Below are 12,406 nucleotides of genomic sequence, written 5' to 3' on the forward strand. Positions count from 1 at the left end.
GCCATTTTATTATCCCAAAACCACTTCTTTATGAAAAGCCTCGAGATTGTAGGGTTTAAAAGAGCGAATCTCGGTAAAACGGACGCCAAGGCATTGCGCCTCGACGCTCAAGTACCGTGCGTGTTGTATGGCGGCAAGGACACCGTGCACTTCTCCGTGCCCGCCATCCTGTTCCGCGAATTGTTGTACACACCGGAGGCTCACATCGTGGACCTGAACGTGGAAGGCACCCAGTACCGCGCCATCGTGCAGGAAGCCCAGTTCCATCCCGTGAACGAAATGCTCCTCCACGTTGACTTCCTGGAGCTGGAAGAAGGCAAAGAGGTGAAAATGGACATCCCCGTGAAGTACATCGGCGTATCGCCGGGCGTGCTGGCCGGTGGCAAGCTGGTGAGCAAGCTGCGCAAAGTGAAAGTGCGCGCCACCGCCGACAACCTGCCCGACTACGTGGAGGTGAACATCAGCGGCCTCGAGCTCGGCAAGTCCATCAAAGTGGGCGCCGTGGAGCCGAAAAACTACACCATCCTGACCAACGCCGCCGCCCCGATTGCGACCATCGCCATCCCGCGCGCCCTGAAAGGCGAAATGGCCGCTGGCAAGTAATTCTGAACCGCAGATTTAACGGATTGAACGGATTTCGCCGATTCTTTTTATCCGCTAATTTGCGTTTCGCCCAAAAAGCCGCTCCAATTTTGGGGCGGCTTTTTATTTGGGCGCGAAAGCATCGCGCTTTGCTACGCTAAGTAGCAGCAGTTTCTGAGAAACGACTCCGGAATCTGTGAAATCCGTTCAATCCGTTAAATCTGCGGTTCAGATGAAGTTTCTGGTTCTCTGCCTGGGCAACATTGGCCCCGAATATGCCGACACGCGCCACAACATCGGCTTCATGGTGGCCGATTTTCTGGCGGCCAAATTTGACGCGCCGCGTTTTGAAATCGGCCGCCACGCCTTCACCACCGAAATCAAACACAAAGGCCACACCTACTCGCTGGTGAAACCCACCACCTACATGAACCTGAGCGGCAAAGCAGCCGCGCACTGGCTGGCCACGCTGAAAATTCCGGTCGAAAATATGCTGGTGGTCACCGACGACCTGGCCCTGCCTTTCGGCAAGTTGCGGCTGAAAGGCCAGGGTTCGGCCGGCGGCCACAACGGCCTCAAGGATATTCAGGCCACACTGGGCACGGATGTGTACGCCCGCCTGCGCTTCGGCGTGGACGCTAATTTTCCGAAAGGCCGGCAGGTGGATTATGTATTGAATTCATTTTCGGCTGATGAATTAATTGAGCTGCCCACGCGCATTGAGAAAGCCGCTGATGCCGTGCTAGCCTTTGGCGCGCTGGGTTTGGAGCGCGCCATGAATATTGTAAATGTGAAGTGACCGAGCTTACCGGACAACCAAAAAGGGCCGACTGCGATGTGCAGCCGGCCCTTTTTGGTTTATAACAGCAAAGGCTACGCTACGCCGCTGCCGTTGCGCACGGGCTTGCTGGGCTGCATCAGCGCGAGGCTGCCGTCGGCATTTTCGGCCATTAGCAGCATGCCTTGGCTTTTGATGCCTTTTATTTCGCGCGGGGCCAGGTTGAGCATTACCTGCACCTGCTGGCCCACCAGTGCTTCGGGAATAAAGTGCTCGGCAATGCCGCTGACGATGGTGCGCTGCTCCAAGCCCAAATCGACGGTGAGTTTGAGCAGTTTTTTGGTTTTGGCCACTTTCTCGGCGGCCACGATGGTTCCCACGCGCAAATCCATGGCGCCAAAATCATCGAACGACACGTCCTCTTTAGCAGGCGTGATGGGCGCGTTGGCCAATTGGTTTTCCTTTTTGGTGTCGAGCAGCTTTTGCACCTGCGTTTCAACCACGGCGTCTTCGATTTTGGCAAATAGCAAGGCTGCCTCGCGCAGCTGGTGGCCAGCGGCCAGGGCATTGCGCCGGCCCGCGCTGGCCCAATTGCCCAGTTCCAGGTTGAGCATGGTGGCCAGTTTCTGCGCCGACTCGGGCAAGAACGGTTCCAACAGCGGAGCCAGCGCGGCGGCAATTTGCAGGGCCACGTGCAGCACCGTGCCGGTGCGGGCCGCGTCGGTTTTGATGAGGTGCCAGGGCTGGGTTTCGGCCAAATACTTATTGCCCAAACGTGCTAGGTTCAGCACTTCGGCCAGCGCGTCGCGGAAACGGTAATTCTCAATCAATTCCCCAATTTTAGCCGGAAATTCGGCCAGCTGTGCCAACGCGTCTTCGTCAATTGGCAATAATTCGCCCGCTTCCGGCACTTTGCCTTCAAAGAATTTGTGCGTGAGCACGGCCGCGCGGTTCACAAAATTGCCGAGCGTGGCGACTAATTCATTGTTGTTGCGCGCCTGAAAATCCTTCCAGGTGAAATCGTTGTCCTTGGTTTCAGGCGCGTTGGCGCACAGCACGTAGCGCAACACATCGGCCTGCCCAGGAAAATCGGCCAGGTATTCATGCAGCCACACCGCCCAATTGCGCGAAGTGCTGATTTTATCGCCTTCCAGATTCAGAAATTCGTTGGCGGGCACGTTGTCGGGCAACACGTAGTCGCCGTGCGCCTTCAGCATTACCGGAAAAATAATGCAGTGAAAAACGATGTTATCCTTGCCAATAAAGTGCACCAATTTGGTATCCTGGTCTTTCCAATAGGTTTCCCACTCATCGGGAAAAGCCTCTTTGGTGGCCGAGATGTAGCCAATGGGGGCGTCAAACCATACGTACAGCACTTTGCCCTCGGCGCCGGGCACCGGCACGGGCACGCCCCAGTCCAGGTCGCGCGTGACGGCGCGCGGGTGCAGGCCCTGGTCAATCCAAGATTTGCACTGGCCGTATACGTTGGTTTTCCAGTCGTTTTTGTGGCCTTCCACTATCCATTCGCGCAGCCAGGGCTCGTATTGGTCGAGGGGCAAAAACCAGTGCTTGGTGTCGCGCAGCACGGGCTGCGCGCCGCTGAGCATGCTGCGCGGATTAATTAATTCCGTGGGACTGAGTGAGGTGCCGCAACGCTCGCACTGGTCGCCGTAGGCGTTCTCGTTGCCGCAATTGGGGCAGGTGCCCACGATGTAGCGGTCGGCGAGAAACTGCTGGGCCGACTCGTCGAAATATTGCTGCGTGGTTTGTTCGATGAATTTTCCGTCGTTATTCAGCTTGGTGAAAAAGCCGCTGGAAACTTCGGCGTGCGTGGCCGACGACGTGCGCGAATACACATCGAACGACACGTTGAAATCGCGAAAGGAATCCCGAATCAGCGCGTGGTATTTGTCCACCACTTGCTGCGGCGTAACGCCTTCTTTCTGGGCGCGAATGGTGATGGGGACGCCGTGCTCGTCGGAACCGCAAATAAATTTTACGTCGCGACCCGCCGACCGCAGGTAGCGCACATAAATATCAGCCGGCAAATAAACCCCCGCCAGGTGGCCAATGTGCACCGGGCCGTTGGCGTAGGGCAATGCGGCGGTAACGGTGTAGCGTTTAGGAAGAAAAGACATACAAAACAGAAAAAAGTAAAGCGGCGGCAGCGCGCAATTATTAAAAACCGCTGGCAACTACCGTCAACCCCAGCGAAACAATTAAAAAAGGCCGGCAATAAACTAACCTAAAAACCAGCGAAACCGTTTGATACATAATTCATTTTATATTTGACCGCGCCTATTTAAAAGCGTTGTACAAATAAGCATTTCTACCCTCGCCTTTTTCACCTTTTATCAATCAATTTTTTCACATGAAAAAACCTGCTTCTCCGACCAAAACGGAAAAACGCGCCAAACGCACGCCCGAAGAAAAAGCGGCCCGCAATGCCGCCAAAGGCGCCGGACGCGCAGCCTCGGACCTGAACGACGACCGGGCCAGCAACAAAGCCAGCCAGAAAAAATCGCTCAAATCGGCCGCCAAGCAATTGCAAAAAGAATTGAACAACCGCATGAGTGAGGTGGTGGCTCGCATCCGCAAAGAAACGAAAGCCAAGCTGAAGGAAGTGGTGAAGGAAGCCACGCGCCGCCTCGACGGCGACACGGAGCGCATGTTTGAAGAAGCCCTGCACACCATTGTGCGGCATTATGACTCCGTGGCAGGCGCCGGCAATGGCAGCGACGGAGCGGGCAGCGCATCCGCGGCAAAAGCCGATAAATCGGGCCGCCGCCGCAAAAAAGCCCAGACGCTGAACAAAGACGGCTCGCCCCGCAAGCCCCGCGCCGCCCGGGCCGACGCCCCTGCTACTGCCGACGCGGATGACGCTCCGGCGGCCCCCGCTGCCGGCGCCCAGCGGGGCCGCAAGCCCGCAGCAGCCACCACCCCAGCCCCAGCCCGCCGCGGCCCCAAGCCCGGCACGCCCGCTACCGGCGCCCGCCGTGGCCCCAAGCCCCGCGCCCAGGCCGCTGCTGAACCCGAGGCAAACGACGTCATGAACTCGGCCGACAGCCCCAGCACCGGCGAAATCAGCGCGTAATGGCTTTTTACTTATCAGGAGAAAAAGCCCGTTCCGAATCTCGGGACGGGCTTTTTTGTGCGAGCTGCAGCAGGCGGCCCGGGCTACGGCCGCCGCGTAGAGTCCACGGGCGCGGGGTAGTTGAGGCGCTGCATGCGGGTTTCGGGCGGGGCGTTGTTGGGGTCGTTGGTGTTCACGTTTTCGATGCGCTTCTGCCGGTTGATGTCGGCGGCCTGCTCGCCGAGGCGCACGCGGTTGGGCGTGGCGTCGGGCACGGCCGAGCTGGGCGAACCGGTGCCATTGCCATTGTAAATGGCCCGGCGGTCGGCGTCGGAATTTACCTGGACGGGGCCCGACGACGGCGTGGCGGTTTCGGCCGTTTGCTCGGTGGCGGTGCAGGAAGTCAGCGCCAAAGCCAGGCACGCGGCCAGGGCCGGGCGGCCCGGCAATATCCAAAAATTCAACATGGCCAACGCCTGAATAACACAACCTGAGTTGGCTGCGTGCTTCAAACGCGGCGGGGGCCCCGGTGGTTCGGCGGCGCTAGGCGGCCAGCGCCGCACGCACCGGGCCCAGCTTCACGCCGTCCCAGAGGGCCATGCGGGCTTCGAGGCAGCGCGTGGCCACTTGCTGGGCTTCCAGCCAGCGCTCGGGGTCGTCGGCGCATAGCTCGCGCACCATTTTCTGCGCCAGCGGGGCCCGCGCGTCCTCCACGGGCTGGCGGCGGGTGAGGTAGTAGGAAAACGTTTCGAGCTGGCCGGGGAAGCGGGCCCGCAGGTCGGCCACCCGGTGGCGAAACATGTCCGGCATCAGGTTTTCGCGGCCAAACGTGAAGGCGGCGGCCACGGCGTGCGGCCGGCCAACCCGAATGATGTCAAACGTGGTGAGTACGAATTCGCGCACCGAGTCGGGCGCCTTCGCGGCATCCAGCGCGCGGTCGATGGTGCAGCCGTCGGCCACTGCGGCCACCAGCCGCCGGACGGGTCCAGTGTCGGCGCCGCACTCCTCCATGGCGCGCACGTAGAGCTCAAACTGGCTGATGGGCTGGCCCGCCGGGTCCACGTGGGACTCCTCTTCCAGTACAATTTCGTTGATGAGGCGCCGCATGGCGGGGTGGGCGGTGGGCACCCACGGCACCTGCACGCACGTAAGGCCCTTTTGCAGCGCCTTGAGCAAGGACATGAAATCCCACACGGCGTACACGTGGTGCTCCATGAATTGCCGCAAATCGGCCAGATTCCGGATGCTGCGGTACAGGCCGTTGTTGAGCAGCAAGCGGCGCGCAGGGCCTACTTCTTGCTGGAGAAAATCGATGGGGTCGGAGGCAGCTTCCATAGCAAGAAAGGGCAAAGTGTGACTTTTTCAGGAGGCTTACTCCTGAAGCACACGCGGGGAAAGGCCGTGCACTTATTATACCAACGAAAAAGACCCTGCGAGCGGTTCTCGCAGGGTCTCCCATTTGTTAATTTTCCTAGAATAATGCAGGCACGTCTACTTTTTCTTCTCAAATACTAACGCATTGCCATCCATGCAGTAGCGTTGGCCGGTGGGCTTGGGGCCGTCGTCGAAGACGTGGCCGAGGTGGCCGCCGCACTTGGCGCACACGATTTCGTCGCGGCTCATGCCGAAGGTGTTGTCGGACGCCACTTTCACGCTGTTGTCGGTGGCCGGGGCGTAGAAGCTGGGCCAGCCGGTGCCGGAATCAAACTTGGTGTCGGAGGTGAACAGCAGGTTGTGGTCGGCGGCGCAGTAGTAGGTGCCGGCGGCGTGGTTGTCGTGGTATTTGCCGGTGAAGGCGCGCTCGGTGCCCTTTTCGCGCAGGATGTAGTACTGGTCGGGCGTGAGCAGCTTTTTCCATTCGGCCTCGGGGTGGCGCACCGGGAACTCGTCGGGCTTGCCGGTGACGGGCTTGGGCTGGAAATAGGTTTTGCCGGCCGCGGTGCGGGCGGGCGGCGCGGTGTTGGCGGCCACGTCGCGCTTCTGGGAGCAGGCGGTGTTGAGGGAAAATATTGAAACCAGTAATACCAACAGGGAGAAACGCATGGTTGGGGAGGGGCTTGGATGATGGGTGGTCAACATACGGCGCCGAATGACAGTTCGGACTGAGCGGTAGACGCAAACCCGGCGGGAACCTTACGGTGCGGCTAAGCCATTTAGGGCGACACGCTTGGCGGCGCGGCGCGGGGTGCGGCCGGCCGCCGTGGTTAGCTTCTTGTTAATAGTTGAGTACCACAAGGCTTTGCGCTAATTTATCCGTACCTTTGCACCCGCAAAAACACAACACATGGCCCAGAACATTCGGAATATTGCCATCATCGCTCACGTTGACCACGGCAAGACCACCCTGGTGGATAAGATTATCCACGCATCCAAAATTTTTGACGCGCACCAGCACTTCGACGACCTCATCCTCGACAACAACGACCTGGAGCGCGAGCGCGGCATTACCATCGTTTCCAAAAACGTATCGGTTCGCTACAACGGTGTAAAAATCAACATCATCGACACCCCTGGTCACGCCGACTTCGGCGGTGAGGTAGAGCGCGTGCTGAAGCTGGCCGACGGCGTGCTGCTGCTCGTCGACGCCTTTGAAGGCGCCATGCCGCAGACCCGTTTCGTGCTCGGCAAAGCCATCGATTTGGGTCTGAAGCCCATCGTGGTGGTGAACAAAGTGGACAAGGAAAACTGCCGCCCCGACGAGGTGCACGAGCAGGTGTTCGACCTCATGTTCAACCTTGGCGCATCGGAAGACCAGCTGGATTTCGTGACGCTGTACGGCTCCTCGAAGCAGGGCTGGATGAGCACGGACTGGAAAGTTAAAACCGACAACATCACCCCGCTGCTCGACGCCGTGCTGGCCTCGATTCCGCCGGCACCGACGTTGGAAGGCACGCCCCAGATGCAGATTACCTCGCTCGACTATTCGTCGTTCGTGGGTCGTATCGCCATCGGCCGCGTGCACCGCGGCACCCTGAAAGAAGGCGCCAACATGAGCCTGATGAAGGCCGACGGCACCATCAAAAAGGTGAAAATTCGCGAGCTGCACGTGTTTGAAGGCCTTGGCCGCGTGAAAGTGGACGAAGTGAACAGCGGCGAAATCTGCGCCGTGTCGGGTATTGAAGGCTTTGACATTGGTGACACGCTGGCCGACTTCGAGAACCCGGAGGCGCTGGAGCGCATCAGCATCGACGAGCCGACGATGAACATGCTGTTCACCATCAACAACTCGCCGTTTTTCGGCAAGGAAGGCAAGTTTGTGACTTCGCGTCACCTGCGCGACCGTCTGTTCAAGGAAACCGAGAAAAACCTGGCGCTGCGCGTGCAGGTGACCGACAAGGAAGATACCTTCCTCGTGTTCGGCCGCGGCATTCTGCACTTGTCGGTGCTCATCGAAACGATGCGCCGCGAGGGCTACGAGCTGCAAGTAGGCCAGCCGCAGGTAATCTACAAAGAAGACGACAACGGCAAGCGCCTGGAGCCCATGGAATTGCTCGTGGTGGACGTGCCCGAGGAAACCGCTGGCAAGGTGATTGAGCTGGTGAGCATGCGCAAAGGCGAAATGACCATCATGGAGCCCAAGGGCGACTTGCAGCACCTGGAATTCCGCATTCCGAGCCGCGGCCTGATTGGCCTGCGCAACAACGTGCTGACGGCTACCGGCGGGGAGGCCATCATGAACCACCGCTTCATCGATTTCGAGGAGTACAAGGGCGTCATTCCGGGCCGCATCGCCGGCTCGCTGATTTCGCTGGAAACCGGCCCCGGCACCGCCTACACCATCGACAAGATGCAGGACCGCGGCGCGTTCTTCGTAGACCCGGGCGAGGAAGTGTACGCCGGCCAGGTTATCGGCGAGCACACCCGCCCGAATGACCTGACCATCAACATCCAGAAAGGCAAGAAGCTGACCAACATGCGCGCTTCGGGCTCCGACGACAACGCCAAGATTGTGCCCAAGCGCCAGTTTTCGCTGGAAGAAGCCATGGAATACATCCAGAAGGATGAGTACCTGGAAGTGACGCCGAAGTCGATTCGGATGCGCAAGATTCTGCTGGACGAGAACGAGCGCCTGCGCTACGCCAAGCAGGCCGACTAATTCACCGTTTTCTGCGAAGTAAGTTGAAGAGGGCGCGGCTTTGGTCGCGCCCTTTTTCTTTTGACCTCGTTTAGTTTTTGAAGAAATCTGTTTTATGAATCAAGAAATTTTGACGCAGTTCGTGCGGCTTTTTACGCTGGGTGATGACGCCGCTACCCAGCGCGTGGGCAAACGGCTGGCTCTGGCGTTGCGCGACCCGACGGCTTACCAGACGCAGTTTGCAGAGGAACTAGAGGAACGCGGCATTTTGACCGCACTGCCCGAGCAGGAACTGCGCGACATTGCCCTCATTGATGCGCTATCGATAGAGGATTTGGCCTGGGAAAATGATTGGAAGGAAGACGCCGCCGAAATGGCAGAAGGTCTCAACGAAATTCTGACGCGGCAGCAACGCGGCTATGCTTTGCCAACCAGTACGCTGCCGGGTGGCCGCAACCGCAACGCGGAAGCCCTTGATGCACTGCAGGATGCTTTGGAAGTAAAAGGCTTGGCGCTCGTGTTATTCACGTTGGACAGCGACTCCTATCCGCTGGGTATCGTGGACGATGCACAAGCTGAAGAAGCCCGTCGTCTAGCGAAAAAACTGGGTTTTAACATCACGGTTTATTAGCCCAAGACCTACCCGCGCTGGCGCACGGCCTCGAACGTGAGCACGGCCGTGGCCACGCTCACGTTGAGCGAGTCGATGCGGCCGCGCATGGGGATGATGATGGTTTCGTCGCAGGCGGCGCGCATTTGCGGGGTGAGGCCGTCGGCTTCGGTGCCCATGACCAGCGCGGTAGGGCCGCGAAAGTCGTATTCGGTGTAGTTTCTGGACTCGGGCGCCAGGGCGGCGGCGTGGGTGCGGATGCCTTTTTCTTTGAGGAAAGCCAGGATATCGGCCACCGGCGCGGCCACGGTGGGCACCGTGAACACGCAGCCGATGCTGGCCCGGATGACGTTGGGGTTGAACAAGTCGGTGCGCGGGTCGCCGATGAGCACGGCGTCGACGGGAGCGGCGTCGGCGGTGCGAAGAATGGCGCCGAGGTTGCCGGGCTTCTCCACGGCTTCGAGCACGATGACGAGCGGATTGGGCGGGAGGCGCAGGTCGGCGAGGGTGCGGGCGGGGGTGCGCAGCACGGCCAGCAGGCCGTCGGAGCCTTCGCGGTAGGCCACTTTCTCGAAGACCGGGCGCGTGACTTCAAACCACTCGGGCGCGTGTTTTTTGCCCACAAACAAGCTTTCCAGCTCCACCAGCCCGCTTTGGCCGGTCAGTTCGGGGCACGTATAGAGGGTGGCCACGGCCACGCCGGCCTCCACGGCAATGGTAAGCTCGCGCAGGCCTTCGACCAGGGTGAGGCCGAGGGCGCGGCGCTCGGCCGACTTCTGCTGCAGCTTGAGCAACTGCTTGATGCGCGGGTTTTGGGGGCTGCTGAGGCGGTCGGAGGGGGCAAAGGGCATGGGCGCAAAGATACCCGCCCGCGCGGCGGCCTCAACCCTGGCGGCGCCCCAAGCGTAGGGCGGGCCATTACCTTCGCGGCCAATGAAATCGAAAATCGACCCCAAAATCATCGTCGGGCTGGCCCTGGCCGTGGGCGTGCTGCTGCTCACGGCGGCGGCCTCGTTCTGGAGCATCCGGGGGCTGAAAGTGCAGACCGAGCGCGTGGAGCACACCTACCAGGTGCTGCAGGAAGCCGAAACCATTACGGCGGTGCTCAAAGACGCCCAGGCCGGCACCCGCGGCTACCTCCTCACCGGCGACACGGCCTACCTGCGGCCCTACAGCATGGCCACGGGCCAGCTGCCGGCGGCGCTGGACCGCATGCACGCCCTCACCGTGGACAACCCCGCCCAACGCGCCCGGCTCGATTCGCTGCAGCAGCTGGTGGAGCAGGAATTTCGCATTCTGCGGCCCCTCACCGAGATAAAAAAGGCCATGAGCCAGTCGGCCATGCAAACCCTGCTCGACACCGACCGCCAGACCCTGCGCCAGGTGCGCATGCTGTATGCCCGCATCAAAAACAACGAAATGGCCCTGCTGGCCCAGCGCAGCAAGCTGCAGGACATTTTTGAGCGGGCCACGCCCATTGTGGTGCTGGTGTCGGCGGTGCTGGCGGTGCTGATTGTGGTGTGGCTGGTGCTGAAAATAGTGCGCGAGCTGGCCGACAACCGCCGCCTGCAGGACGAGCTGGCCACTATCAACGCGGAAGTCAGCCGGCGCATTGCCCAGATTCGGGAGCTGGCCGAGCAGGTGGTGCAGGGCGACTACACCGTCAAAATCACCGATTCGGAACAGGACAACCTCGGCGGGCTGGCCGTGTCGCTCAACCGCATGACCCAGACGCTGGACGAAAGCTTCGGCGCCCTGGAAAAGCGCAACCAGGAGCTCGACCAGTTCGCCTACGTGGCCTCGCACGACCTGAAGGCGCCCCTGCGCGGCGTGACCACCATTGTGAAGTGGATTGAGGACGAGCTGGCGGCCGAGCTTTCGCCGCAACTGCGCACCTACCTCGACCAGATGAAGGGCCGCCTCAGCCGCCTCGAAGACCTGATAAACGGCCTGCTGGCCTATGCCCGCGTGGGCCGCACCGCCCAGGAGCCGGCCCCGGTCGACGTGCAGCAGCTGCTGACCGAAGTGGCCGAGCTGGTGGTGCCGCCCGATTTCACGCTGCGCCTCGGCCCCGACCTGCCCACGCTGGTCACCGACCGGCTGGGCCTGCAGCAGGTGTTCACCAACCTTCTCTCGAATGCCGTGAAGTACCACCACCGCGGCGCCGGCCGCCTGGAAGTGAGCAGCCGCGACATCGGGCGCTGCTACGAGTTTCGGGTGCAGGACGACGGGCCGGGCATCGCGCCGGAGTACCACCAGAAAATCTTTCTGCTGTTCCAGACCCTGCGCGACCGGCACACGGCCGAAAGCACGGGCATTGGCCTGAGCATTGTGCAGAAAATCATCGACGAGCACAAAGGCAGCATCCGGGTCGAATCGGCCCCGGGCCAGGGCGCGGGATTTATTTTTACCTGGCCCAAGTAGCCGGCAGTGAACGATACACGACGACCGACGTTTGTCATCCTGAGCGCAACGAAGGACCTTATCCAGCTTGAACGACTGTTGTTCAGCGGTGAAAAGGTCCTTCGCTGCGCTCAGGATGACAAACGTCCCCAATTCATTAAATAATTTCCATGCGTTCTGTTTTACTCGTCGAAGACGACATTTTTGATACCATGACGGCGGAGAAGTCCTTCGCCAAGTTCAACGTGCCGCACCAGCTGCGCACGGCCTTCAACGGCGAAGAGGCCCTGGACCTGCTGCTGGGCCGCAACGGCGCCGAGGCCCTGCGCCCGCTGCCCGAGGTTATCCTGCTCGACCTGAACATGCCGCGAATGAACGGCATCGAATTCCTGACCGAGTTGCGCGCCAACCCGGAGTTCCAGCACATTCCGGTGTTCATCACCACCACCTCCAGCATGGACGTGGACCGCCTCAATACCGAGCGGCTGGGCGTGAGCGGCTACATTCTCAAGCCCCTCGACTTTGAAACCGGCACCGACCTTTCCGACAGCCTGAGCCTGCTGGAAAAGCTGCTGAATTAACCCAGGGGCTGCCACCTGGGCGTTCACGGGGCCTTCATGGCCGACGGGCGGAATTTGTGCCGGCGGCCGGCGGTTTGCGCCAGGGCGGGGCCCGGTTGAGAATGTTGGCCGGGCCGCGTTACTTTGTTCGGCTCCGTGGCCACTGGCCTTGCCCTTCACTTGCCCCTCAGTATGATGAGAATTCCCATTTTTTATCCCGCGTTGCTCGCGGTGCTGCTCGGTGGCCGGGCGGCGCAGGCCCAGGACGACGGCCCGCGCCAGCTGGGAGCGCCGCCCGCGGTGCCGGCCCCGGCCCGGCCGCGCG

At 60.6% G+C, this 12,406-nt stretch carries 12 protein-coding genes; 7 read left to right on the plus strand and 5 right to left on the minus strand.

What is annotated here, in order from left to right; all coding sequences use genetic code 11:
* The first annotated feature begins 30 nt into the window (after positions 1-30).
* Together I2H31_RS14265 and pth are read left to right on the plus strand one after the other, a co-directional pair.
* Positions 31-603 carry a 50S ribosomal protein L25/general stress protein Ctc gene (locus tag I2H31_RS14265; RefSeq protein ID WP_196293707.1) on the plus strand — a complete coding sequence of 191 codons (573 nt, stop codon included), beginning with the start codon at positions 31-33 and terminating at the stop codon, positions 601-603.
* Positions 604-814: 211 nt separating this feature from the next.
* Positions 815-1,381 (plus strand): aminoacyl-tRNA hydrolase, encoded by a 567-nt coding sequence (gene pth / locus I2H31_RS14270; protein WP_196293708.1) that lies wholly within the window; start codon positions 815-817, stop codon positions 1,379-1,381.
* Between the two features lie 74 nt (positions 1,382-1,455).
* On the opposite strand, the gene metG is transcribed toward pth, so the two are convergent.
* Positions 1,456-3,498 carry a methionine--tRNA ligase gene (metG, locus tag I2H31_RS14275; RefSeq protein WP_196293709.1) on the minus strand — a complete coding sequence of 681 codons (2,043 nt, stop codon included), beginning with the start codon at positions 3,496-3,498 and terminating at the stop codon, positions 1,456-1,458.
* A gap of 233 nt (positions 3,499-3,731) precedes the next feature.
* On the opposite strand from metG, the gene I2H31_RS14280 reads away from it, so the two are divergent.
* A complete protein-coding gene (locus tag I2H31_RS14280) occupies positions 3,732-4,454 on the plus strand; it encodes a hypothetical protein (RefSeq protein WP_196293710.1) in 723 nt (240 codons plus the stop codon).
* 83 nt (positions 4,455-4,537) lie between these two features.
* On the opposite strand, the gene I2H31_RS14285 is transcribed toward I2H31_RS14280, so the two are convergent.
* The 3 genes from I2H31_RS14285 to msrB all read right to left on the minus strand — a co-directional run bounded on the left by I2H31_RS14285 (position 4,538) and on the right by msrB (position 6,476).
* Positions 4,538-4,900: a hypothetical protein gene (locus I2H31_RS14285; RefSeq protein ID WP_196293711.1), complete on the minus strand. Its 363-nt coding sequence runs from the start codon at positions 4,898-4,900 to the stop codon at positions 4,538-4,540.
* 76 nt (positions 4,901-4,976) lie between these two features.
* Positions 4,977-5,768, minus strand: coding sequence for a DUF3050 domain-containing protein (locus tag I2H31_RS14290; RefSeq protein WP_196293712.1), 792 nt, complete (start codon positions 5,766-5,768; stop codon positions 4,977-4,979).
* A 156-nt stretch (positions 5,769-5,924) separates the two neighbouring features.
* Entirely contained in the window at positions 5,925-6,476 is a 552-nt protein-coding gene (msrB, locus tag I2H31_RS14295) for a peptide-methionine (R)-S-oxide reductase MsrB (RefSeq protein ID WP_196293713.1), read from the minus strand.
* Between the two features lie 241 nt (positions 6,477-6,717).
* Here msrB and typA point away from each other — a divergent pair, with 241 nt between their 5' ends.
* Both typA and I2H31_RS14305 read left to right on the plus strand, forming a co-directional pair.
* A complete protein-coding gene (typA, locus tag I2H31_RS14300) occupies positions 6,718-8,529 on the plus strand; it encodes a translational GTPase TypA (RefSeq protein ID WP_196293714.1) in 1,812 nt (603 codons plus the stop codon).
* A 94-nt stretch (positions 8,530-8,623) separates the two neighbouring features.
* The gene (locus I2H31_RS14305) at positions 8,624-9,139 is read left to right on the plus strand and encodes a DUF6630 family protein (protein WP_196293715.1); all 516 of its coding nucleotides are present in this window, start codon (positions 8,624-8,626) and stop codon (positions 9,137-9,139) included.
* Between the two features lie 8 nt (positions 9,140-9,147).
* Here I2H31_RS14305 and I2H31_RS14310 read toward each other — a convergent pair whose 3' ends face one another.
* Positions 9,148-9,969 carry a TrmH family RNA methyltransferase gene (locus I2H31_RS14310; protein ID WP_196293716.1) on the minus strand — a complete coding sequence of 274 codons (822 nt, stop codon included), beginning with the start codon at positions 9,967-9,969 and terminating at the stop codon, positions 9,148-9,150.
* An 82-nt stretch (positions 9,970-10,051) separates the two neighbouring features.
* On the opposite strand from I2H31_RS14310, the gene I2H31_RS14315 reads away from it, so the two are divergent.
* Together I2H31_RS14315 and I2H31_RS14320 are read left to right on the plus strand one after the other, a co-directional pair.
* On the plus strand, positions 10,052-11,542 hold the full coding sequence (locus tag I2H31_RS14315) for a sensor histidine kinase (RefSeq protein WP_196293717.1): 1,491 nt from the start codon (positions 10,052-10,054) through the stop codon (positions 11,540-11,542).
* 149 nt (positions 11,543-11,691) lie between these two features.
* The gene (locus I2H31_RS14320) at positions 11,692-12,102 is read left to right on the plus strand and encodes a response regulator (RefSeq protein WP_196293718.1); all 411 of its coding nucleotides are present in this window, start codon (positions 11,692-11,694) and stop codon (positions 12,100-12,102) included.
* Positions 12,103-12,406: the final 304 nt, after the last annotated feature.

The organism is Hymenobacter ruricola (assembly GCF_015694525.1).
Taxonomy (GTDB): domain Bacteria; phylum Bacteroidota; class Bacteroidia; order Cytophagales; family Hymenobacteraceae; genus Hymenobacter; species Hymenobacter ruricola.

Coding starts and splice junctions, on each gene's coding strand:
- I2H31_RS14265 (WP_196293707.1), top strand. CDS start 31: ATGAAAAGCCTCGAGATTGTAGGGTTTAAAAGAGCGAATCTCGGTAAA.
- pth (WP_196293708.1), top strand. CDS start 815: ATGAAGTTTCTGGTTCTCTGCCTGGGCAACATTGGCCCCGAATATGCC.
- metG (WP_196293709.1), bottom strand. CDS start 3,498: ATGTCTTTTCTTCCTAAACGCTACACCGTTACCGCCGCATTGCCCTAC.
- I2H31_RS14280 (WP_196293710.1), top strand. CDS start 3,732: ATGAAAAAACCTGCTTCTCCGACCAAAACGGAAAAACGCGCCAAACGC.
- I2H31_RS14285 (WP_196293711.1), bottom strand. CDS start 4,900: ATGTTGAATTTTTGGATATTGCCGGGCCGCCCGGCCCTGGCCGCGTGC.
- I2H31_RS14290 (WP_196293712.1), bottom strand. CDS start 5,768: ATGGAAGCTGCCTCCGACCCCATCGATTTTCTCCAGCAAGAAGTAGGC.
- msrB (WP_196293713.1), bottom strand. CDS start 6,476: ATGCGTTTCTCCCTGTTGGTATTACTGGTTTCAATATTTTCCCTCAAC.
- typA (WP_196293714.1), top strand. CDS start 6,718: ATGGCCCAGAACATTCGGAATATTGCCATCATCGCTCACGTTGACCAC.
- I2H31_RS14305 (WP_196293715.1), top strand. CDS start 8,624: ATGAATCAAGAAATTTTGACGCAGTTCGTGCGGCTTTTTACGCTGGGT.
- I2H31_RS14310 (WP_196293716.1), bottom strand. CDS start 9,969: ATGCCCTTTGCCCCCTCCGACCGCCTCAGCAGCCCCCAAAACCCGCGC.
- I2H31_RS14315 (WP_196293717.1), top strand. CDS start 10,052: ATGAAATCGAAAATCGACCCCAAAATCATCGTCGGGCTGGCCCTGGCC.
- I2H31_RS14320 (WP_196293718.1), top strand. CDS start 11,692: ATGCGTTCTGTTTTACTCGTCGAAGACGACATTTTTGATACCATGACG.